Raw genomic sequence first — 21,418 nt, 5'->3', positions numbered from 1 at the left:
CCCCGCGCCGCGTAACCGACCTTCCTCAGCACGACGAGCACGAGAGTCCCCCGCCATGTACGAGCTGTCCCGGGTCCGCCTCTACTCCATCGGCCCCGCCGGTGCGCGCTACGCCGACACCGTCCTGGACCTGCGCGGGGTCGGCGCGCCCGTGCCCCACCCCGCCCCCACCCAGGCGGAGTTCTTCGAGGAGGAGCCGGTCGGCCCGCCGCGCCGCCCCGCCCCCGCGGGCGTGCTCTTCCTGGAGAACGGCGGCGGCAAGTCCGTCCTCCTCAAGCTGATCTTCTCGGTCATGCTCCCCGGCCACCGCAACACCCTCGGCGGCGCCAGCTCCGGCGTGCTGCGCAAGTTCCTCCTCGCCGACGACTGCGGACACGTCGCCCTGGAGTGGCAGCACACCCTCACCGGCGAGCTCGTCGTGGTCGGCAAGGCCAGTGAGTGGCGCGGCCGCCAGGTCTCCAACGACCCGCGGAAGTTCGCCGAGGCCTGGTACTCCTTCCGTCCCGGCCCCGGACTCAGCCTGGACAACCTCCCCGTCGCCGAGGCGACCTCGGTCCGCCCGCCCGTGGAGGGCGCCTCCGGAGCCAGCGGCCGCCGCCGCACGATGAAGGGCTTCCGCGACGCGCTCACCGAGGCCGGCAAGGCGTACCCGCATCTGGAGGTGGTCTGGGAGGAGATCCACGACCGCTGGAACGAGCACCTCGGCGAGCTCGGCCTCGACCCCGAACTCTTCCGCTACCAGCGCGAGATGAACGCCGACGAGGGCGAGGCCGCCGGCCTCTTCGCCGTCAAGAAGGACTCCGACTTCACCGACCTGCTGCTGCGCGCCGTCACCGACACCCGTGACACCGACGGCCTCGCCGACCTCGTCGGCGGCTTCGGGAACAAACTCGGCCGTCGAGCCGAGCTTGTCGCCGAGCGCGAGTTCACGGCCGGCTCCGTGGACCTCCTCGGCCGGATCGTCGATGCAGCCGAGACCCGGTCCCACGCGCGTGACGTCCATGTCGCCGCCGAGCGGCGCACCCGCACGCTCGCCCGCCGCCTCTCCGCCCGCGCCGACGAGGAGCGCGGCCGGGCCGCCGAACTCGCCCAGCAGGTCACCTCGGCCGCCCACGCCGTCGCCGAGGCCGAGACCGCCCGCGGCCGCAGCGCCCTCATCGCCGCCGAACTCGCCTACCGGCACGCCTCCCTGGCGCTGACCGCCGCCGAGAAGGGCGCCGCCTCCCAGCGCCGCGAACTCACCGACGCCCGGACGATGCACTCCGCCTGGCAGGCGGCCGAGGTCGTCCTCCGCCATCGCGCCGCCGGCGACCGCTCCGCGCGCGTGGCCGCCGCCATCCGCGAGGCCGAGCGGGACGCCGCCCCCGCGCTCGCGGCCCGCGCCGAGGCCGCCGCCGATCTCGTACGGGCCCTCGCCGCCGCCGCCGAGGAGGGCGAGCGGCACGCCGCCGAGGAGGAGGAGCGCTCCACGGCCCTCCAGGACGCGAGCGAGACCGCCCACCGCGACGCCACGGCCGCCGCCACCGAGGCCCAGCGGGCCCGCAGCGAGGCGGGTCACCTGCGCCAGCGGCTCGCCGAGGTCGAGCAGGAGACCGCGGAGGCGGTACGGGCCGGCTGGCTCGACGACTCCGCGCCCGACGCCGACCCGGCCCGCGCCGCCCTCGCCGCGAGCGACGCGGAGAAGACCGCGGTCGCCGTCTGGGACACGGCCCGCGAGGCCGCCCGTACCGCCGCCGACCGCGCCCGTGAGGCCGCCGGCGCCGAATCCCGCGCCGAGCTCGCCGCCGCCCGCGCCGCGGACGCCGCCGAGGCCGCGGGGAACGCCTACGACGCGGAGCGCCGCGCCGCCGAAGCCCTCGCCTCCGAGGAGCGCCTCGCCGAACTCCTGAGCCTGCCGTCCACCGGATCCCCCCTCCCGGGGCAGCGCGCGGGCACCACCGGCCCGGCCGGTTCCGCCCGGGCCGGTGCACCCGACGACACCGCCCCGCAGGACGGCACCGGGGACGCCACCGTCCCGGGCGAGACCGTCCCCGGCGCCGCGTTCGGCATCGCGGCGGGCTCCGGGGCCGCGCCCCAGGGGCCGCTCACCGTCACCGAGTTCGACCGGTACGCCGACGAGCTGCGCTCCATGCTCGACCAGGCCGTCACCTCCGCCGAGCGACAGCTCTTCGAGCTGCGCACCGCCGCCGCCGACGACTCCCGCATCCTCGGCGCCCTCGGCGACGGCGGTCTGCTGCCGCCCGGGCCCGACGTCCTCGCCACCGTCGAGTACCTCGGCGAGCAGGGCATCCCCGCGCTCCCCGGCTGGCGCTACCTCGCCCAGGCGGTCGACCCGGCCGACCACGCCCGCGTTCTCGCCGCCCGCCCCGAGCTCGTCGACGGCGTCGTGATCACCGACCCCGTCTCCTACGGCCGCGCCCGCGAGGCCCTCGGCACGGCCGCCCTGCTGCCCCGCTCCACCGTGGCCGTCGGCACGGCCGCCGCCCTGCTCGCCCCCGTACCGGCCCAGGACGCGGACGAGGACAGCGGCGTCTTCCTCGTTCCGCCGAACCCCGCCATGCACGACGAGCAGGCGGCCGACGAGGAGCGGCACGCCCTGCGCGCCCGCGCGACCGCCCGCGACGAGGAGATCCGTACCCTCGCCGCCCGTCTCGCCGGTGACCGCTCCCTCGCCTCCCGGATCGGCGCCTGGCGCGCCGACTGCCCGCCCGGCATGCTCGCCGAGCTCGCGTCCGTCGCCGCGACCGCCCGCGAGACCGCGGAGGCGGCGGCCGCGGCCCTCGCCGAGGCCCGTACGGTGCGCGGCGAGACCGACGAGGCCGCCGCCGAGGCGGCTCAGCTCAGGGACGAGCGCCAGGAGGCGGCCCAGCGCGCCCGCCGGGTCGCCGACGCCCTCGCGGGCCTGGCCTACCGGCTGCGCGAGCGCTCCGCCTGGCAGACCAAGCTCCGCGAACTCGCCGAAGACGCCGCCGAGTCCGAGGCCCGCGCCCAGACCTGCCTGGAGCGCGCCCGCGCCGCCGACGAGGACCGCCGCGCGACCCAGCGCGCCGCCGACGACGCCCACCGCACCGCCCGCGCCCTGCGCGCCGAGCGCGCCGAGATCGCCGGTGCCCCCGACACCCTCCCGGAGGAGGACCCGGCCGCGCCCCGCACCGCGCTGCCGACCCTCCGCGAGGCCTACCGGGCCGCCTCCCAGCTGTACGAGAAGGTCGGTGTCGGCGCCGACCTGCGTGCCGAGCAGGCCCGCGCCGAGAGCGACGAGTCCGCGGCCCTCGCCGAGCTCGACCGGCTCACCAACAAGGTCCGCACCCGGGCCGAGCAGCTCCTGGAGTCCACCGACGGCGCCGACGGCCCGTCCCGGCAGGCTGCCGCGGCCCGCGCCGAGTCCCTCGTACAGATGCTGGAGTCCCGCGCCACCGAGGCGAGCGAGAAGCTCGGCCGACTCCGCGGCGAGTCCGAGCGGCTGGCCCCCGAGGACGGCGGGACGCACACCGAGCTCCCCGAGGACCAGGTGCCCGCCGACGCCGAGCAGGCCCAGGCCCTGCTGCGCACCGCGACCGGCGAACTCGCCTCCCGTACCGACGCGCTGGAGGCGGCCCGCGCCACCCACGCCGGGCTGCTGCGGGACCACCGGGCCGCCGAGGACGCGGCGGGCGGCTTCGACGAGACGTCGGCCCTGCTGCGCGATCTGCTCCGCGACCACACCGACGAGGAGCGCGACGAGGCCGAGACGTACACGGGCACGCTGGAGGAGGCGCGTACGACCGCCGGTGAGGCGCGCCGCTCGCTGCGCGGCTGCACCGCCGAGCTGTCCGCCGCCGACGCCGCCGTGCGCGAGGCGAGCGACATCCTCGTCCGGCACGCCAACTCCACCCGCTACGAGCAGGTCCGCACCCCGGCGCGCCAGCAGATCCGCGAACTGCCCGCGTCCGCGCTGCCCGAGCACGCCGCCAAGTGGGCCGAGGCCTTCGCGCCCAGGCTCCGGGTCCTCACGGACGAGCTGGAGCAGCTGGAGCGCAACCGGGACTCGATCGTGGACCGGCTCCGCGGTCTCGTGGAGTCCGCGCTGGCGACCCTCCGCTCCGCGCAGCGGCTCTCCCGGCTCCCGGAGGGGCTCGGCGAGTGGTCGGGCCAGGAGTTCCTGCGGATCCGCTTCGAGGAGCCCGACCAGGCGACGCTCGCGGAGCGGCTCGGCGAGGTCGTCGACGAGGCGACCCGCGCCGCCGTCAAGAAGAACTCCGACATCCGCCGCGACGGGATGTCGCTGCTGCTGCGGGGCGTCCAGGCGGCGCTCGAACCCCGGGGCGTCTCCGTCGAGATCCTCAAGCCGGACGCCGTGCTGCGCGCCGAGCGGGTTCCCGTCGGGCAGATGGGCGACGTCTTCTCCGGCGGCCAGCTGCTCACCGCCGCGATCGCCCTGTACTGCACGATGGCCGCGCTCCGCTCCAACGACCGGGGCCGCGACAAGCACCGGCACGCGGGCACGCTCTTCCTGGACAACCCGATCGGCCGGGCCAACGCCACGTACCTGCTCGAACTCCAGCGGGCCGTGTCGGACGCGCTCGGCGTCCAGCTGCTGTACACGACGGGTCTGTTCGACACGACGGCGCTGGCCGAGTTCCCGCTGGTGATCCGGCTGCGCAACGACGCCGACCTGCGGGCCGGACTCAAGTACATCAGCGTGGAGGAGCACCTGAGGCCGGGCCTGCCGCAGACCGCCGGGGAGGGCGAGTCGATCCACGGTGAGATCACGGCGACGCGGATGTTCCGCCGTCACGCCTCCGACGACCCCACCGCGCCGCCGGCCTCCTGACGGTCGGCGGGCCGGCGCGCCGACCACATCGGATCAGCCTGCTGAAACGACAGAGCGGCCCGGCCCCCACAGGGGACCGGGCCGCTCACCTCTTCCGTCAGGCCGCCTCGGAGAGCCTGGCCGTCTCCGACCGGCCCTCCCCGCGCCGCTCACGGCGCAGCTGACGAGCCGTACTGCTCGGCTCCGACACCACCCCGTTGCGCTGGCGCCACACCTGACGGGTGATCCAGACGTCGAGCACGCTCCAGGTGGCCACGACCGTCGAGGCCACCGCACTGACGGTCATCGGAAAAGCCAGCCAGGAGCCCGCGACCGAGCAGAAGAAGGCCACCACCCCCTGGATCAGCGTCACCGACGTGATCATCACGGCCCGTACCGCGGCGGTACGCACCGGATCGGGCATCCGCTGTCGGCCCTTCTCGTCGTCAACCCACAACTGCCGCGCCGACCGCGACTCGTATTCCATTGTCCTGTCACTCCCCACGACTGACGCTTCCAGGGGTGGCTGCCCGGTGTGAGCGCCTTTACGCGGACAGGACCCTCCCCGTACTTAATGACGCACGAGAGAGGGAAAAGGTTTCGCCTCGGTCTGAGCGGAACGCACAATTCCAGCCATCTCCGCAGGCCCGAGAAATGGCACGCCATCAGGTGTCCTACGCCACAGTGGCCGATCCCAACTCCCCGAATACCAGGACATCTCATGATCAACGCTCACTCGACAGGCTGAAAATCGCCCGGACATGCCTTCGGGATGGCCGTGATGCAGTAGTAGGCTCACGCCGCCGTTTGTTTGAAACCGAAGGTTGACGCCGTGTGTTGACGCGGGGCGTCACGAACGTGAAGGACCCCCGTGGCGCGCGCGGGGGCCGAGCTGGGGGAGGCCATGCGCTTTCGCGGGAAGTCCATCCGCCGGAAGATCGTGGCGTTGCTGCTCGTACCGCTCATCTCCCTGACCGGTCTCTGGGGTTTCGCGACGGTCCTGACGGGCCGTGAGGCCGACCAGCTCCTCGACGTCGGCTACATCGTCGACAAGGTCGGCTACCCCCTGGAGGACACCGCCCGGGTCATCCAGCTCGAACGCCGCCAGTCGCTCATCTACCTCGCCGACCCCCGGGGCTCCACCACCCTCGCCGCGCTGCGCGAGACCCGTCGGTCCACCGACCGGCAGATCGCCCGCATCCGCGCGAACGCGGCGGACCCCGGCGTCCGCGAGGAGATGCGACCCGTCACCAGCCAGCGGCTCACCTCCCTCCTCGAAGCGCTGGACGACCTCGGCTCCCTGCGCCGCTCCGTCGAGAAGCGCAGCATCGGCCGCATCCAGGCCCTCGAGTTCTACAACCGGCTCGTCGACCCCTGCTACAGCTTCCTCATCACCCTCCACGCCCTCGAGAACGTGGAGATGGACAAGCAGGGCCGCGCCCTCGTCGGCGTGACCCGCGCCCGGGAGCTGCTCTCCCGTGAGGACGCCCTCGTACTCTCCGCGCTCGTCGCGGACCGGGTCACCGCCCCGGAGATCCGCGCGATATCCGACCTCGTCGCCAACCGCAAGCAGTTCTACGAGGTCAACCTCGACCTCCTGCCCACCGCCGAGCGCGAGCGCTTCGAGAAGTACTGGGCGAGCCCCGAGACCACCGCCCTGCGCGCCGCCGAGAACGCGATCATCGACGAGGGCCCCACCGACGAGCCGCGCGCCGTCACGGCCGCCTACTGGCAGGAGGAGGCCAGCCCCGTCCTGGACGACCTCGCCCGCGAGAACACCGCCGCCGGCGACCGCTACCAGGACCGCGTCCAGCCCGCCGCCTACAGCGTGCTCCTCAAGGTCGGCGTCGCCGGCGTCCTCGGCTTCCTCGCCCTCCTCGCCTCGATCGTCATCTCCGTCCGCATCGGCCGCGAACTCGTCCGCGACCTGCGCCGCCTGCAGAAGGAGGCCCAGGAGGTCTCCGGAGTGCGCCTCCCCAGCGTGATGCGCCGGCTCGCCGCGGGCGAACACGTCGACACCGCGACCGAGGTGCCCCACCTGCGGTACGGGGAGGACGAGGTCGGCCAGGTCGGCCAGGCCCTCAACACCCTCCAGCGCGCCGCCGTCGAGGCCGCCGTCAAGCAGTCGGAGCTGCGCCGCGGCGTCTCCGAGGTCTTCGTCAACCTCGCCCGCCGCAACCAGGTCCTGCTCCACCGCCAGCTCACCCTCCTCGACACCATGGAGCGGCGCACGGAGGACACCGACGAGCTCGCGGACCTCTTCCGTCTCGACCACCTCACCACCCGCATGCGCCGGCACGCCGAGGGGCTCGTGATCCTGTCCGGCGCCGCCCCCTCCCGCCAGTGGCGCAAGCCCGTCCAGCTCATGGACGTGGTCCGCGCCGCCGTCGCCGAGGTCGAGGACTACGAGCGGATCGAGGTGCGCCGACTGCCCCGCCTCGGCGTGGGCGGCCCCGCCGTCGCGGACCTCACCCACCTCGTCGCCGAACTCCTCGAGAACGCCACGGTGTTCTCGCCCCCGCACACCGCCGTGCAGGTGCTCGGCGAGCGCGTCGCCAACGGCTTCACCCTGGAGATCCACGACCGCGGCCTCGGCATGAACCCCGACGCGCTGCTCGACGCGAACCTCCGGCTCGCCGAGACCCCCGAGTTCGAGCTCTCGGACACCGACCGCCTCGGCCTCTTCGTCGTCAGCCGGCTCGCCCAGCGGCAGAACGTCCGCGTCTCGCTCCAGACCTCCCCGTACGGAGGCACCACCGCGGTCGTCTTCATCCCGGCCGCGCTGCTCACCGACGCGCCCGAGACCCAGGGCGCCGGCTTCCGCCTGGACCGCAAGACGCTGGAGCGCCCCGACGACGACGGCACCGACCGGCTCGACGGGGACGGTCCCACCCGGCTGCCCACCCGCCGCCCCGCGCTCGCCCGGGTCCCGGACGTGACCGAGGTGCCCGGCACCCTGGACGGCCCCGTCGAACTGGAGGCGCCGCTCGGCGCCGAGGAGTTCGACGTGCTCTTCGACCGGTCCGCGGACCTCCTCGACACCGAGAGCGAGCGCGGCGGCCTCTTCCGGCCCCGCGACCGCCGCTCCGGCCTCGCCCCCGCCGGCGAGCAGCACCAGCAGACCCCGGATCAGACCACCGGCCGCGGCGACCAGGACGCGCACGCCGACGGCGCCGGGCTCGCCCCCGTACCGATGCCGCGCCGCCACACCCCGACGCTCGTCGTCGACCACGGCCGCCGCGTCGACGAGCCGGGCCGGGCGCACCCCGCGCCGGGCCGGGCGCCCGAGGCGTACCGTTCCGCGGCCCACGGCACCGGACCCGGCGACCCGCAGGGCCCCGTACCGGCCCCCGGACCCACCCTCGTCCCCGTACCGCCGGAGACTCCCGTGACGAGGGAGAGCCCCGAGCCGTTCGGTGGGCTGCCCCGCCGCGTCCGTCAGGCCAACCTCGCGCCCCAGCTGCGCGAGGCCGAGGCACAGGCCGACCGGGGCCCAGGAGCACGCGCCGACGACCGTACGACCGCCGGCGCCGGACCCGACTCCTTCGAGCGCGACGCCGAGGAGGTGCGCGCCCGCATGGCCGCCATGCAGCGCGGCTGGCAGCGCGGGCGCCGGGACACCGCGGACCCGGACGACACGACAGCACCAGGAACGAGACCCGAGGGGGACGGTCGATGACCGCACCGAACGCCGCAGCACCCAGCACCACCTCCGGACACGGAAACGGCGAGCTGAACTGGCTCCTCGACGAGCTCGTCCAGCGGGTCGCGTCCATCCGCAAGGCCCTGGTGCTCTCCAGCGACGGGCTGCCGACCGGCGCCTCCCGTGACCTGACCCGCGAGGACGGCGAGCACCTCGCCGCCGTGGCCTCCGGCTTCCACAGCCTGGCCAAGGGCGTCGGCCGCCACTTCGAGGCGGGCAGGGTCCGCCAGACGGTCGTCGAGCTGGAGGACGCCTTCCTCTTCGTCACCGCCGCCGGTGACGGCAGCTGCCTGGCCGTCCTGGCCGACGCCGACTCCGACGTCGGCCAGGTCGCCTACGAGATGACGCTGATGGTGAAGCGGGTCGGGGCCCACCTCACGACGGCCCCCCGGACCGGCCTGCCCTCCGGAGGGTGAGTGGGACGGCATGAGTGACGCAGCCGAGCGGAACCAGGTGAAGAAGGGCCGGAACCCCGGCCACCACCACTGGTTCGACGCCGATGCCGGGCCGGTGGTCCGTCCGTACGCGATGACCCGCGGCCGGACCAGCGCCGCCACCCGTCACCGGCTCGACCTGATCGCGCTTGTGGTCCCCGAGCCCGCCGCCGACGACCCCGGCCGTGACCAGACGCTCTCCCCGGAACACGTGGAGATCGTCGAACGCTGCTCCGAGCAGCCCCAGTCGATCGCCGAGCTCGCCGCCGGACTCGACCTCCCCGTCGGGGTGGTCCGGGTCCTCGTCGGGGATCTCGTCGAGGACGAACTCGTCCATGTGACCCGCCCCGTTCCGCCGGCCGAACTGCCGGACGTGAGCATCCTTCGCGAGGTGATCAATGGCCTTCGGGCGCTCTAGCCGCATGAAGCCGCCCGTCGAGCCGGTAACCCTGAAGATCCTCGTCGCGGGCGGGTTCGGGGTCGGCAAGACGACGCTGGTGGGCGCGGTCAGCGAGATCAGGCCCCTGCGCACCGAGGAGATCCTCAGTGAGGCGGGGCGGCCCGTCGACGACCTGCACGGCGTCGAGAACAAGACCACCACCACGGTCGCCATGGACTTCGGCCGTATCACCCTCCGTGAGGACCTCGTCCTCTACCTGTTCGGGACCCCTGGCCAGGACCGCTTCTGGTTCCTGTGGGACGAGCTCGCCCAGGGCGCGCTGGGAGCGGTCGTCCTGGCGGACACCCGCCGCCTGGAGGACAGCTTCGCCGCCATCGACTACTTCGAGCGGCGCGGCATCCCGTTCACGGTGGCCGTCAACTGCTTCGAGGGTGCCCAGCGTTTCCCCGCCGAGACCGTGCGCGGGGCGCTCGACCTCGATCCCGAGGTCGAGCTCCTGATGTGCGACGCCCGCGACCGGGAGTCCGTGAAGAACGTCCTGGTGGCGGTCGTCCAGCACGCCCTGGTCCTCGCGGACCGGAGCCACGCGGCGGTCACCAGCTGAGGGAGGGCCCCCGCGCGACGGGGGCCTCCGCCGGCAGCCAAGCCCGACCGGGGGCGGCGCAGCCAGGTCCGACCGTGGGGCGGGGCCTCAGCGCACCGCCACCACCGCCGACCCGTGCCCGAACAGTCCCTGGTTCGCGGTGACGCCGACCCGCGCCCCCGGCACCTGCCGGTCGCCCGCCGTGCCCCGCAGCTGCCAGGTCAGCTCGCAGACCTGGGCGATCGCCTGCGCGGGCACGGCCTCGCCGAAGGAGGCGAGACCGCCGCTGGTGTTGACCGGCAGCCGTCCGCCCAGGGCCGTGACCCCCTCCCGCAGCAGCTTGGCGCCCTCGCCCGTCCCGCACAGCCCGATGTCCTCGTACCACTCCAGCTCCAGAGCGGTGGACAGGTCGTACACCTCCGCGAGGGAGAGGTCCTCGGGCCCGATGCCCGCCTCCTCGTACGCGGCGCGCGCGATCGAGGCGCGGAAGCCGTGCGGCGCGGGGGAGACCGCCACCGCCGAGTCGGTCGCGATGTCGGGCAGGTCGAGCACCGTCCTCGGGTACGTGGGGGAGACCGTGGAGACGGCCCGGACCCGCACCGGGTCGGCGTGCCCGTGCCGGCGCGCGAACTCCATGCTCGACAGGACGAGCGCCGCGCCCCCGTCCGAGGTCGCGCAGATGTCGAGGAGCCGCAGCGGATCGGCGACGACGGCGGAGGCCGCGACCTGCTCGGCGGTCACGCGCGTGCGGTAGCGGGCGAGCGGGTTGAGCGCTCCGGCCGCCGCGTTCTTCACCTTCACCTGGGCGAAGTCCTCGGCCGTGTCGCCGTACAGGGCCATCCTGCGGCGGGCGTAGAGCGCGAAGTACGCGGGGTTGGTCGCCCCGAGCACCCGGAACCGCAGCCAGTCCGGGTCGTCGGGCCGCTCGCCGCCGGCCGGGGCGAAGAACCCCTTGGGCGTCGAGTCCGCGCCGACGACCAGGACCACGTCCGCGAGACCGGCCAGGATCTGGGCGCGGGCGGCCCCGATGGCCTGCGCGCCCGAGGCGCATGCCGCGTACACGCTGGTGACCCGCGCGCCCTGCCAGCCGAGGGCCTGGGCGAAGGTCGCCCCCGCCACGTAACCCGGGTAGCCGCACCGCATGGTGTCCGCGCCGACGATCGAACCGACGTCCTCCCAGCCGAGCCCGGCGTCGGCGAGCGCGGCGCGGGCGGCCGCCGTCCCGTAACTGACGAAACTCCGCCCCCACTTGCCCCACGGGTGCATACCGGCCCCGAGTACGGCGATGTCGTTCACGACCGCTCCTCCCGTGCGACGGGCCGCCAGTTCCAGGTGGTCCAGGTGTGCACGTCGTCCTCGTTCAGGACGCCCGGCACCACCTCGACCTCCGTGCCGACGGCGAGATCGGCCGGCCGCACCCCGGGGGCCGCCTGCCCGAGGACCACCATCGCCTCCGCCGCCAGCTCCACGGCCACGAGGGTGTACGGCTCCCAGGGCGCGTCCGGGTCGGAGACGTACGGGGCGGGTGGCCGGTACCGGCCGTCGGTGTACGACCAGACCCGGCCGCGCGGGGAGAGCGGGACCTCGACGAGCCCGCCGCCGCCGGAGCACCCGGGATTGCGGCACCAGTCGTCCTCGCGCGGGAAGAAGACCGAGGCGCAGGCCGTGCACCGGGTCCCGAGCAGCCGGAACTCCGCCTCCGACACCGTGTCGTCGGTGAACCACCGGGCCACCACCGGTCTGCGTGTCCGTGCCACGAAGCCTCCCGAGCCGAGCCGAGCCCATCCGAGCTGACCAGATCCGATCCGATCGGCTCGGATCAGATCCGAGCCGATCGCCAATCTGACGAAGCGTCAGAAGTGTGGCACGGGAGGGTCCGCCTGAGAAGGCCCGGCGAACGGACGGGTCAGTGCCCGGCCACCGACCTCCGCGCCACCGGGAAGTCGAAGAACGTGCTCGGGAAAGGCTCCGGCTTGAAGGTGAAGTGCCACCACTCCTCGGGCAGGTTCACGAAACCCTGCTCCGCGAGCACGCCCTTGAGGAGCTGCCGGTTGTCCCGCTGTACGCCCTGGATCCGCGGGTCGTCCGTGTGCGAGCGCGTGTCGAAGCAGTCGTACCCGGTGCCCATGTCCACGGAGTTGTCCGGGAACCGCCCCTCCCGGGGCGCGTAGCACTCCACCAGCTCCTCGCCCGGCACGTACGCGCGCGTGGGCACCGCCGGGAGCCGCACGATGGTCAGGTCCACCGTCGAACCCCTGCTGTGCCCGGACTTCTCCGCGATGTAACCGTCCGCGAACAGCCTCGACTTGTCGACGAGCGGATAGAACTCCCCCTTCATGCGCTCGTCCTCCAGGTCCTTCGCCCAGCGCACGAAGTGGTCGACGGCCCGCTGCGGCCGGTAGCAGTCGTACACCTTCAACGTGTAGCCCCGGGCAAGGAGACGAGCCTGCGCGCGGTGCAGCGCCTCGGCGGCCGGCCGGGTCAGGATGCACAGCGGCTGCCGGTATCCGTCGATCGGCTCGCCCACGAAGTTGTGCGCCGTCGTGTAGCGCATCTCCTGGACGATCGTCCGGTCCACTGAACTCAGGGCCACGAACTCCCGCGGAGCCTTCGGCTCCGGCGCGGCGGAGGCCGGGGGAGCGGGGGCGGCGACTGCCCCCGTCACGGCGAGCAGACCGGCCGCGGCGGCGACGGCGAGGGTACGGAGTACGGATGCGATTCCTGTCTTCGGTCCTGTCATGGGCACCGTCTATCAGTTCCGGCAGCGCCGGGAAAGGGTGATCGCATACGGTCGGGCCGTGAAGGACTCCCACTGCTCCGCCTGCGGCGCGGCCCACCCGGCCGCCGCCGACTGGCCCCGCACCTGCCCGGCCTGCGGCCACACCGCCTACCGCAACCCGCTGCCCGTCGCCGTCGCCCTCCTCCCCGTCACGGACGGGGACCTGGGGACCGGGCTCGTCGTCATCACCCGCACCATCGAGCCCCAGCTCGGTGGGATCGCGCTGCCCGGCGGCTTCATCGACCACGCCGAGGACTGGCGTACCGCCGTCGTCCGCGAGCTGCGCGAGGAGACCGGGATCACCGCCGCGGCCGAGTCCGTCCGGCTCGCCGACGCGATGAGCTCCCCCGGGGGCCACCTGCTCCTCTTCGGCCTGCTCCCGTCGATTCCGGCCTCGGCCCTCCCGCCCTCGACGCCGACGGACGAGACGAGCGGCCACCACCTCCTCCGCGCACCGGAGGACCTGGCCTTCCCGCTCCACACGGAGGCGGTGCGGAAGTGGTTCGCGGGGGCGTACGGCTGAGCGTCCAACTCTCGCTCGGTGACGCGGAGTTATGGGATGCTTTTCGTACACCGTCGCCCCGCGGCGACGGCATGGAGGGGAGCGTTCATGAACGTCGGCTGGCCCGAGGCCGTCATCGCCATCGCCGGTGCCGCGGCGGTCGTCGCGGTCTTCTTCATGCTCCGGCACAGGCTGCGCAGGGCGACCGTGCACATGCCCGGCGTCAGCGCGGGCTTCGAGGGGAACGAGGAACAGCGTCCCCTGGATGACCAGGAGTTGCAGGTCCACGACTCCGTGCTCAAGCGTTCCCGGTTCACACTGCGGAAGGGCGTACGGACCGCGTTCTTCCGCTCGAAGGTGAAGCACTCGACCATCACGATCACCGTGGCGGACGGCACCGACACCGGCACCGACACCACGACCGCCGTCAACACCGCCGACACCGGGAGCATCACCGGCACCGAACGCCCCTGACGTACGCGCACGACAGATCGGGAACGGGGACCACGGTGTCGAGTCGAGATCATGTCCATGTGGACCGCGCGGAGCAGCTGGCACGATCCGCCGCCGTCGTCGACGGGAGCAACGAGCGGCAGGCGCTCTTCTTCGAGGGGCCCGAGGGCATCGGAAAGACCTCGCTGCTCCGGGAGATCTACCGGCGGCACTCCGCCGCCGGCGTCTACTACGTCGACCTGGAGCGCGTCGTCGAGAAGGACGACGTCCTGAGGGACCTGGCCCGGCAGGCACGCCGCCAGGACGTCCCCGTCCCCGGCTACCAGGCGGTGCGCTCGCAGATGGCCCGGTCGGCGACGGTGAACGTGCACGACATGAGGGCGCGGAACTCCACCATCCAGATGGTCGTCAACACGTCCAGGGACCACAAGATCCAGCTGGACGCCATGAGCGACGCCCTGCTGGACACCCTCGCCGGAGCCCCCCGTCGCCCCGTCATCTGCATGGACGGCTTCGAGCACTGCGAGGCACCCATGCGCGACTGGCTCGGCACGGACCTGCTGCCCGAGCTGCTCAGCCGACGCGGCACGAGCGTCTTCGTGGCGGGACGACACGTGCCGCGCCTCGCGTACCCCCACGTCACCGCGGCCCACACCATGGCATTGCCCCCCTTCGGCGTCGACGCCGTCGAGGAGTGGATCACCACGCTCGGCTTCGACAGCCTCAAGGGACAGGTGACGAAGATCCACCGGAGCCACCACGGCATCCCGGGACTGATGCGCGAGTTCTTCGACCTGCACAGCGAACCGTTCGGGATCGGGTGAGGCAGCCATGAACGAGGAGTTGGTCCTGCGCGCACTGGACCGGTTCGACGGCCTGCCCGCCGACGAGCGCCGGCTGATCGAGGCGCTGGCCGTGCACGACCTCTTCGACCCCCCGCTCGTCGTCTACACGGCGCGGGCGCTCGGGCTCGGCATCGGCACGCGCGAGGTCGCCGCGAACCCCTTCGTCCAGAAGGACGCGATCGCCCACCCCTGGGCCGCCGACGAGGAGGAGCCCGAGCGGGCGGCGTACGTCCTCCGGTCCTTCTTCCGGTCGGCGCTGACCACCCGCCTCCGCGAGACGGCCCCCGACCGCCACGCCCGCGCCCATCGCCTCGCCGCCGCCTACTACCACCAACCCCTTGAGCCCCTGCGGACCGACCGGCTCGACCGGTACGTCAAAGAGGTGCGCCACCTCGCGGCGGTCCGGCCGGACGCGTCCGTCACCCGGCTCGCCTCCTTCGCGCACAGCGCCCTCCTCGCCGGACGCGCCGAGGCGGCCGGCCGGGCGGCGAGCGCGGCCGTGAACGGTCTCGCCGATCCCACCCCCGAGGCGGTGCCGCTGGCAAGGATCATCCGTTCCGTCGCGGAGATCCTCAGCGCGCCGGACCGGGCGGAGCACGGCACGGTGATGGCGCTGGAACAGCACCTCGCGGAGCACCCGCCGTCCCAGGACCCGGCCGTCGCCCGGATCGTCATGCTCGCCGCCGACCTGGTCGTGTACTACACGGAGCGAAGGGCCCCGGCGCCGTCCCTGACCGCCTCCGTCATGCCGGCGGCGGTGACCACCGTGGATCCCCGGGGCCTGCCCGCGACTCCGGGCTGGGACGAGCTGCGCATGTTCCAGGAGCTCGACGCGATCTCCGCCACGATCATGACCCGCACCCACCGGCTGGAGTTCGCCGACCGGAGCATCGCGCACCACCACGTCAGGACGAAGCTCAGCGCGCAGGTCGGCGTGGACGCACAGGCGACTCCCAGGACACCCGTGATCGTCGGTCTCGTGCCCTGGGAGGAGGACAGGTTCCTGGACGACCTGCACCTCAGGGACCGCAACAACGGTCCGGTGAACATGCTCACCTCGACCGATGTGAAGCTGCAGATCGCGCGGGGAGTGCACCGGCTGCTCACCCCGGACGGAGAACCCGGCACCGCCCCCGGGCGGGAGCTCGCCCGGAGCCTGCAGGCCCTCGCCTGGAGCCCGGAGACGGACGAGATCACCTCCGTGCTCCGGCGGGCGGCCGAGGACGACGGCCTCGGCGACAGGTACCGGTGGCGGATCCGCCGGCTGATCCGCTACATGCCGGTGGTGGCGCTGATCGACGCCCATCCGGGGATGTCGTCGGAGGTGAGTTACGCGTACGACGGCAAGTACCGGATGGACCGGATCGGCTGGGGCGCCGTACGGGTGTCGACGGAGGTCGTCTTCCCCCAGGAGGTCCCGCAGAACCGGCTCCACGTGATGACGCCGGACGGACTGGAGGTCGCGGGGCCCCCTCGGGTGAGCGAGAACGCCGAGATCCGGCGGCTCGTCGAGGCCGACGCGACCGACGACGTCCTGGAGTTCTCGCTCGACACCACGGCGGGCGCGGAGGCCGCCTGGGAACGCGGCGAACGTCTGACGACGATCCAGGTGGAACTGCCGTACGTCCTGCCCCGCGAGAACTTCGTCCGCGCGCTGGTCGCGAGCGCCCTCGCCATGGTGGTGTCGGTGGCGGCAGCGGTGCTGCCCACCCTGCTGGATCCGAACGTCTGGGCCCAGATCGGCTCGGTGGTCTTCGCCGGCGTCTACCTCGTGGTGGACAACCTCCGTGGTCACCGGGGCAGCGACGCGGGCCCCGACGACCTGCGCACGTTCGCGGACAGGCCGCTGAGCCACGTACGGAGGACGAGCATCGGCGTGGCGGCGGGCGCCGTGGTGACAGCGAACCTGGGCAACGTCGTGGGAGTGGCCCTGTCCGTCGTCGGAGGGGTGGTCTGCGCCTTCCTGGCCGCGGCCGTACTGGCGAGGATGCGCCAACGACGCCTGGCGACGGGCGCCGGACGCGGCCGAGCACGAGAACTGACCGACTGAGCGGGGCTTCGGCGCCGGCCGAACCGGGCACTGGCACCGTCTGAGCCGGGCACCGGTGCCGGCCGATCCGGGTCCCGGCGCCGGCCGAGCCGGAAGCCGCTGCCCCCCACTGCCCGCCTTCTCAGAGCCCGGGCCTGACCAGCAGGACACCCCCAGCCCAGCCCCACCGCCCGCGCTCAGAGCCCCCGCACCCGCACCGGCACACCCACCTCTTCCACCCCGTCGTCCGTCACCCGTTCCACCACCACCCGGCCGTCCACGAGCCGCGACTGGTACCGCTCGATCTCGCCCGGCTCCCAGCCGTCCCCGGTGTCCCGGACGACGAGCCCGCCGCCCGTCCGCCCCGCCGCGGGCGCCCACACCTCCAGGGCCTGGCCGTCCCCCTCGCCCCGCACCGGGAGCACCGCCCCCGCCCGGGCCAGGACCGGCACCCGCGACAACGGCGCGTCCAGCAGCACCTGCCCCGGCCCCTCGTACGCCTGCCCCGTCGCCGTGTCGTACCAGCGGCCGCGCGGCAGCCGCACCGCCCGCCGGTCGGCGCCCCGCGTCAGGACCGGCGCCACGAGCAGCGCGTCGCCCAGCAGGAACGCGTCCTCGCAGTCCCGCAGCCCCCGGTCCTCCGGCGTCCCCCACCACACCGGGCGGACGTACGGCGCCCCCGTCATCCGGGCGAGCCGGGCGAGCGTCTCGAAGTACGGCCGCAGCCGCTCCCGTTCGGCCAGCGCCACGCGCGCGTGCTCCAGGACCTCGGGACCGAACTCCCAGGGCTCGCGCCGCCCCGCGTCGATCGCCGAGTGCGTACGGAAGAACGGCAGCCAGGCCCCCAGCTGGAACCAGCGCAGGTACAGCTCGGGCGACGGACTCCCGTCGAAGCCGCCCACGTCGGGCCCCGAGTACGGCACCCCGCACAGCCCGAGCCCCAGGACCAGGGAGAGCGAGGCCCGCAGCCCCGGCCAGCCGGTCGACACGTCCCCCGACCAGGTGCCGCCGTACCGCTGCATCCCCGCCCAGCCGGAGCGGGAGAAGAGGAAGGGCCGTTCGTCCGGCCGCAGCCGGCGCAGTCCCTCGTAGCCGGCCCGGGCCATCGCGAGCCCGTACACGTTGTGCGCCTCCCGGTGGTCACCGCCCCGCCCGTCCAGCGCGTGCCGCGCCGAGCGCGGCAGCGTCATGTCACCGAAGGGCGCGAAGGCCACCGGCTCGTTCATGTCGTGCCACACCCCGGAGAAACCCTGCCGGAGCCGCTCCTCGTACAGACCGCCCCACCACTCCCGTACCGCCGGATCGGTGAAATCCGGATAGGCGCACTCGCCCGGCCACACCTCCCCGTGGACCTCCCGGCCCCGCCCGTCCCGGACGAAGGCCCCGGCCGCCCGGCCGCTGTCGTACACCGCGTTCCCCGGCTCGGCCTCCACCGCCGGGTCCACGATCGACACGAGCCGTACGCCCTGCTCCCGCAGCTCCGTCGCGAGCCCCGGCAGATCGGGGAACCGCTCCCGGTCCACCGTGAACACCCGGTGCCCGTCGTAGTGGTCGATGTCCAGGTGGACGGCGGACAGGGGGAGCCCCCGCTCCCGGTACCCCGCCACCACCCGCCGCACCTCCCGCGCGCTGCCGAACCCCCAGCGCGCGTGCTGGGGGCCCAGCGCCCAGGACGGCGGCAGCGCGGGCGCACCGGTCAGCGCGGCCCAGCCGTGCAGCACGCGCGCGGGTGTGCCGACCACCACCCAGCAGCGCAGCGGACCGCCCCCCATCCGGAGCTCGCTGGTCCCCGGCCGGTCGTGCCCCGACCCGGCCCCCTCCTCGCCCTCGGCGAGGGTGACCAGCCCGTCCCAGGAGTTGTCGTGGAAGGCGAGGTGCGACCCCGCGTCCGAGACGACGAACTGCACGGGCATGGTGATGTACAGCGGATCGTCCCCGGGGACGAAGCCACCCTTGGGGTCGGTGTTCCACAGCCGATACGAACCGTCCCGCAGTCGCGGCCCCGCCGACCGCCCGCCGAGCCCGAAGAAGCGCGCGTCCGCGGGCACCTCGCTGCGCTGCACCCACCGCGCCACCGCACGGACGGCCGGACCATCGGCCGAGGGGGCGCCAGGACCGGCGTCCGAGGCAGCACCAGGACCATCGGCCGAGGCTCCGGCCGTACCGGCGCCCGCACCCCTGTCCGGATCCGCCCCCGTCACCGGTTCCCACCAGCGCGGCGGCAGATCCCGGCGCAGCATCACCCCGCCCGGCGTCCGGACCTCCACCGCCCCGTGACGGGAGACCGCCACCGTCACCCGCTCCGAGACGATCCGCCACCCGCCGTCCGTGTCCGGCTCCAGAGAGGCCCGGGGGTCGGGCTCCGGGCCCTCGCCGGCCAGCGCGTACGAGGGCAGGGGCTCGGCCCCGTCCCAGCCCCAGAACACCGCGCCGCCCGCCGACACACAGATCCGCAGCGAGGAACGCGCGAACCGGACGATTCCCCCGCCCGGCAGCGCCTCCGCCTCCGTCGCGAGCCCCGGCACCCGCGCCCGCTCCGCCCCCTTCGGCGGCAGCCCCCACGCATCCGTGCGCCGCTGCCGCCATGCCGCCCGTACCGTCCGCAAGCCCCGCACCGAGCCGAACACCTTGATCGAACGCACCAGTTCACGACCGTCCATGGTGATCACCCTGCCACCCACCAGGGGCGATACGAGCTCCGTTCAACTGCCGTTCACCCGTGGTGGGAGCACATATTCAACTAACCGACCATGGGCGGCGAGCCCTGGTGCGAAAGACGATCACATGGCATCGTCCTGTCAGCCGCGTCACGCGCACACCCCAGCACGTGCGCGGGACACACGCCGACCCCGCGTACAGCCAGGGAGCCCGCCCATGACATCCGCGCCGACCGAGCCGCTCTGGCAGCCGGACGAAGAACGCATCGCCGCAGCCGCCGTCACCCGTTTCCAGTCCTGGGCGGCCGAGCACCACGGTGCCCCGGCCGACGGCGGATACCCGGCGCTCCACCGCTGGTCGGTCGAGGAGCTCGAAGACTTCTGGCAGGCCGTCGTCGAATGGTTCGACATCCGCTTCGCCACCCCGTACGAGAGGGTCCTCGGCGACCGCTCGATGCCCGGGGCCGAGTGGTTCCCCGGAGCCACCCTCAACTACGCCGAGCACGCCCTGCGCGCCGCCGACGAGCGCCCCCACGACACGGCCCTGCTCCATGTGGACGAGACACATGACCCCGCGCCGACCACCTGGGCCGAGCTCCGCCGCCAGGTCGGCTCCCTCGCCGCCGAACTGCGCACCCTCGGCGTACGCCCCGGCGACCGCGTCAGCGGCTACCTGCCCAACGTCCCGCAGTCCGTCGTGGCCCTCCTCGCCACCGCCGCAGTCGGCGCCGTGTGGACCTCCTGCGCCCCGGACTTCGGCGCCCGCAGCGTCCTCGACCGCTTCCAGCAGGTCGAGCCGGTCGTCCTCTTCACCGTCGACGGCTACCGCTACGGCGGCAAGGAGCACGACCGCCGCGAGACCGTCGCGGAACTGCGCGCCGAGCTCCCCACCGTCCGCGCGGTCGTCCACATCCCGCTCCTCGGCACCCCGGCCCCCGAAGGGACCCTGGCCTGGGACGACCTCGTCGCCGCCGACGTCGAGCCGGTCTACGAGCAGGTCCCGTTCGGGCACCCGCTGTGGGTCCTGTACTCCTCCGGCACGACGGGCCTGCCCAAGGCGATCGTCCAGTCCCAGGGCGGCATCCTCGTCGAGCACGTCAAGCAGCTGGGCCTCCACTGCGACCTCGGCCCCGAGGACGTGTTCTTCTGGTACACCTCCACCGGCTGGATGATGTGGAACTTCCTCGTCTCCGGCCTGCTCACCGGCACCACCGTCGTCCTGTACGACGGCAGCCCCGGCTACCCCGACACAGGCGCCCAGTGGCGCGTCGCCGAGCGCACCCGAGCCACCCTCTACGGCACCTCCGCCGCCTACGTGATGGCCTGCGCCAAGGCCGACGTGCACCCCGGCAGGGACTTCGACCTCTCGGCCGTGAAGTGCGTCGCCACCACCGGCTCCCCGCTGCCCCCCGACGGCTTCCGCTGGCTCCACGACGAGGTCCGCGAGGACCTGTGGATCGCCTCCGTCAGCGGCGGCACGGACGTGTGCTCCTGCTTCGCGGGCGCCGTCCCCACGCTCCCCGTCCACATCGGCGAGCTCCAGGCCGCGGGCCTCGGCACCGACCTCCAGTCCTGGGACCCCTCCGGCAAGCCGGTGATCGGCGAGGTCGGCGAACTCGTCGTCACCAACCCCATGCCGTCCATGCCGATCCACTTCTGGAACGACCCCGACGGCAGCCGCTACCGCGACAGCTACTTCGAGATGTTCCCGGGCGTCTGGCGCCACGGCGACTGGATCACGATCACCGACCACGGCTCCGTCGTCATCCACGGCCGCTCCGACTCCACCCTTAACCGGCAGGGCGTCCGGATGGGATCGGCCGACATCTACGAGGCCGTCGAACGCCTCCCCGAGATCCGGGAGTCCCTGGTCATCGGCCTGGAGGAGCCGGACGGCGGCTACTGGATGCCGCTCTTCGTCCACCTGGTCGAGGGCGCCACCCTCGACGAGGAGCTCATCGGCCGCATCAAGCGGACGATCCGCACCGAGCTCTCCCCGCGCCACGTCCCCGACGACATCATCGAGGTGCCGGGCGTCCCGCACACCCTCACCGGCAAGCGCATCGAGGTCCCGGTCAAGCGCCTCCTCCAGGGCACCCCCCTGGCCAAGGCCGTCAACGCCGGCTCGGTCGACGACCTCGGTCTCCTCCACTTCTACGAGACCCTGGCCGCCACCCGCAGGTCCTGACGCACGCGTGACGAGGCCGGTCCCCGGGGGTGGGGGACCGGCCTCGTCACGTA

At 73.7% G+C, this 21,418-nt stretch carries 15 protein-coding genes; 10 read left to right on the top strand and 5 right to left on the bottom strand.

All coding sequences use genetic code 11. The annotated features are described in order from the left end of the window. Nucleotides 1-55: 55 nt before the first annotated feature. Nucleotides 56-4,813, top strand: a complete 4,758-nt coding sequence (locus OG361_RS06670; protein ID WP_405852390.1) for a hypothetical protein — start codon at nt 56-58, stop codon at nt 4,811-4,813. Between the two features lie 97 nt (nt 4,814-4,910). Here OG361_RS06670 and OG361_RS06665 read toward each other — a convergent pair whose 3' ends face one another. Beyond that, the gene (locus tag OG361_RS06665; RefSeq protein WP_405852389.1) at nt 4,911-5,279 is read right to left on the bottom strand and encodes a hypothetical protein; all 369 of its coding nucleotides are present in this window, start codon (nt 5,277-5,279) and stop codon (nt 4,911-4,913) included. A gap of 417 nt (nt 5,280-5,696) precedes the next feature. Between OG361_RS06665 and OG361_RS06660 the strand changes: the two genes are divergently transcribed. From OG361_RS06660 to OG361_RS06645, 4 genes are read left to right on the top strand one after another with little or no spacing between them, the layout of a single operon-like run. Then, nucleotides 5,697-8,471 carry a nitrate- and nitrite sensing domain-containing protein gene (locus OG361_RS06660; protein ID WP_405862112.1) on the top strand — a complete coding sequence of 925 codons (2,775 nt, stop codon included), beginning with the start codon at nt 5,697-5,699 and terminating at the stop codon, nt 8,469-8,471. Next, nucleotides 8,468-8,911 carry a roadblock/LC7 domain-containing protein gene (locus OG361_RS06655; protein WP_405852388.1) on the top strand — a complete coding sequence of 148 codons (444 nt, stop codon included), beginning with the start codon at nt 8,468-8,470 and terminating at the stop codon, nt 8,909-8,911. Before OG361_RS06660 ends, OG361_RS06655 begins: the two co-directional genes overlap by 4 nt. Before the next feature lie 10 nt (nt 8,912-8,921). Continuing rightward, nucleotides 8,922-9,347 carry a DUF742 domain-containing protein gene (locus OG361_RS06650; RefSeq protein ID WP_405852386.1) on the top strand — a complete coding sequence of 142 codons (426 nt, stop codon included), beginning with the start codon at nt 8,922-8,924 and terminating at the stop codon, nt 9,345-9,347. Beyond that, complete coding sequence (locus tag OG361_RS06645; protein ID WP_405852384.1) at nt 9,328-9,933, top strand: GTP-binding protein; 606 nt, start codon at nt 9,328-9,330, stop codon at nt 9,931-9,933. The genes OG361_RS06650 and OG361_RS06645 overlap by 20 nt, the downstream gene beginning before the upstream one ends. Nucleotides 9,934-10,020: 87 nt before the next feature. Here OG361_RS06645 and OG361_RS06640 read toward each other — a convergent pair whose 3' ends face one another. The 3 genes from OG361_RS06640 to OG361_RS06630 all read right to left on the bottom strand — a co-directional run bounded on the left by OG361_RS06640 (nt 10,021) and on the right by OG361_RS06630 (nt 12,652). Continuing rightward, nucleotides 10,021-11,178 carry a lipid-transfer protein gene (locus OG361_RS06640; RefSeq protein WP_405862110.1) on the bottom strand — a complete coding sequence of 386 codons (1,158 nt, stop codon included), beginning with the start codon at nt 11,176-11,178 and terminating at the stop codon, nt 10,021-10,023. Between the two features lie 26 nt (nt 11,179-11,204). After that, complete coding sequence (locus OG361_RS06635) at nt 11,205-11,669, bottom strand: Zn-ribbon domain-containing OB-fold protein (RefSeq protein ID WP_405852382.1); 465 nt, start codon at nt 11,667-11,669, stop codon at nt 11,205-11,207. 149 nt (nt 11,670-11,818) lie between these two features. Beyond that, nucleotides 11,819-12,652 (bottom strand): M15 family metallopeptidase, encoded by an 834-nt coding sequence (locus OG361_RS06630; protein WP_405852381.1) that lies wholly within the window; start codon nt 12,650-12,652, stop codon nt 11,819-11,821. On the opposite strand from OG361_RS06630, the gene OG361_RS06625 reads away from it, so the two are divergent. The 4 genes from OG361_RS06625 (at nt 12,651) to OG361_RS06610 (ending at nt 16,541) form a co-directional block, all read left to right on the top strand. Continuing rightward, nucleotides 12,651-13,214 (top strand): NUDIX domain-containing protein, encoded by a 564-nt coding sequence (locus OG361_RS06625; protein WP_405852380.1) that lies wholly within the window; start codon nt 12,651-12,653, stop codon nt 13,212-13,214. The genes OG361_RS06630 and OG361_RS06625 overlap by 2 nt on opposite strands. 87 nt (nt 13,215-13,301) lie before the next feature. Beyond that, a complete protein-coding gene (locus OG361_RS06620) occupies nt 13,302-13,667 on the top strand; it encodes a hypothetical protein (RefSeq protein WP_405852379.1) in 366 nt (121 codons plus the stop codon). A gap of 59 nt (nt 13,668-13,726) precedes the next feature. After that, a complete protein-coding gene (locus OG361_RS06615) occupies nt 13,727-14,470 on the top strand; it encodes an ATP-binding protein (protein WP_405852378.1) in 744 nt (247 codons plus the stop codon). A 7-nt stretch (nt 14,471-14,477) separates the two neighbouring features. Then, nucleotides 14,478-16,541: a hypothetical protein gene (locus OG361_RS06610; protein WP_405852377.1), complete on the top strand. Its 2,064-nt coding sequence runs from the start codon at nt 14,478-14,480 to the stop codon at nt 16,539-16,541. Between the two features lie 176 nt (nt 16,542-16,717). Here OG361_RS06610 and OG361_RS06605 read toward each other — a convergent pair whose 3' ends face one another. Further along, a complete protein-coding gene (locus OG361_RS06605) occupies nt 16,718-19,180 on the bottom strand; it encodes a TIM-barrel domain-containing protein (protein WP_405852375.1) in 2,463 nt (820 codons plus the stop codon). 214 nt (nt 19,181-19,394) lie between these two features. Here OG361_RS06605 and OG361_RS06600 point away from each other — a divergent pair, with 214 nt between their 5' ends. Next, nucleotides 19,395-21,365, top strand: a complete 1,971-nt coding sequence (locus tag OG361_RS06600) for an acetoacetate--CoA ligase (protein WP_405852374.1) — start codon at nt 19,395-19,397, stop codon at nt 21,363-21,365. The last annotated feature ends 53 nt before the right edge of the window (nt 21,366-21,418 follow it).

The sequence above is a fragment of the Streptomyces sp. NBC_00090 genome (genome assembly GCF_045160815.1).
Lineage (GTDB): Bacteria > Actinomycetota > Actinomycetes > Streptomycetales > Streptomycetaceae > Streptomyces.
This window is presented reverse-complemented; position numbering and strand designations above follow the sequence as displayed.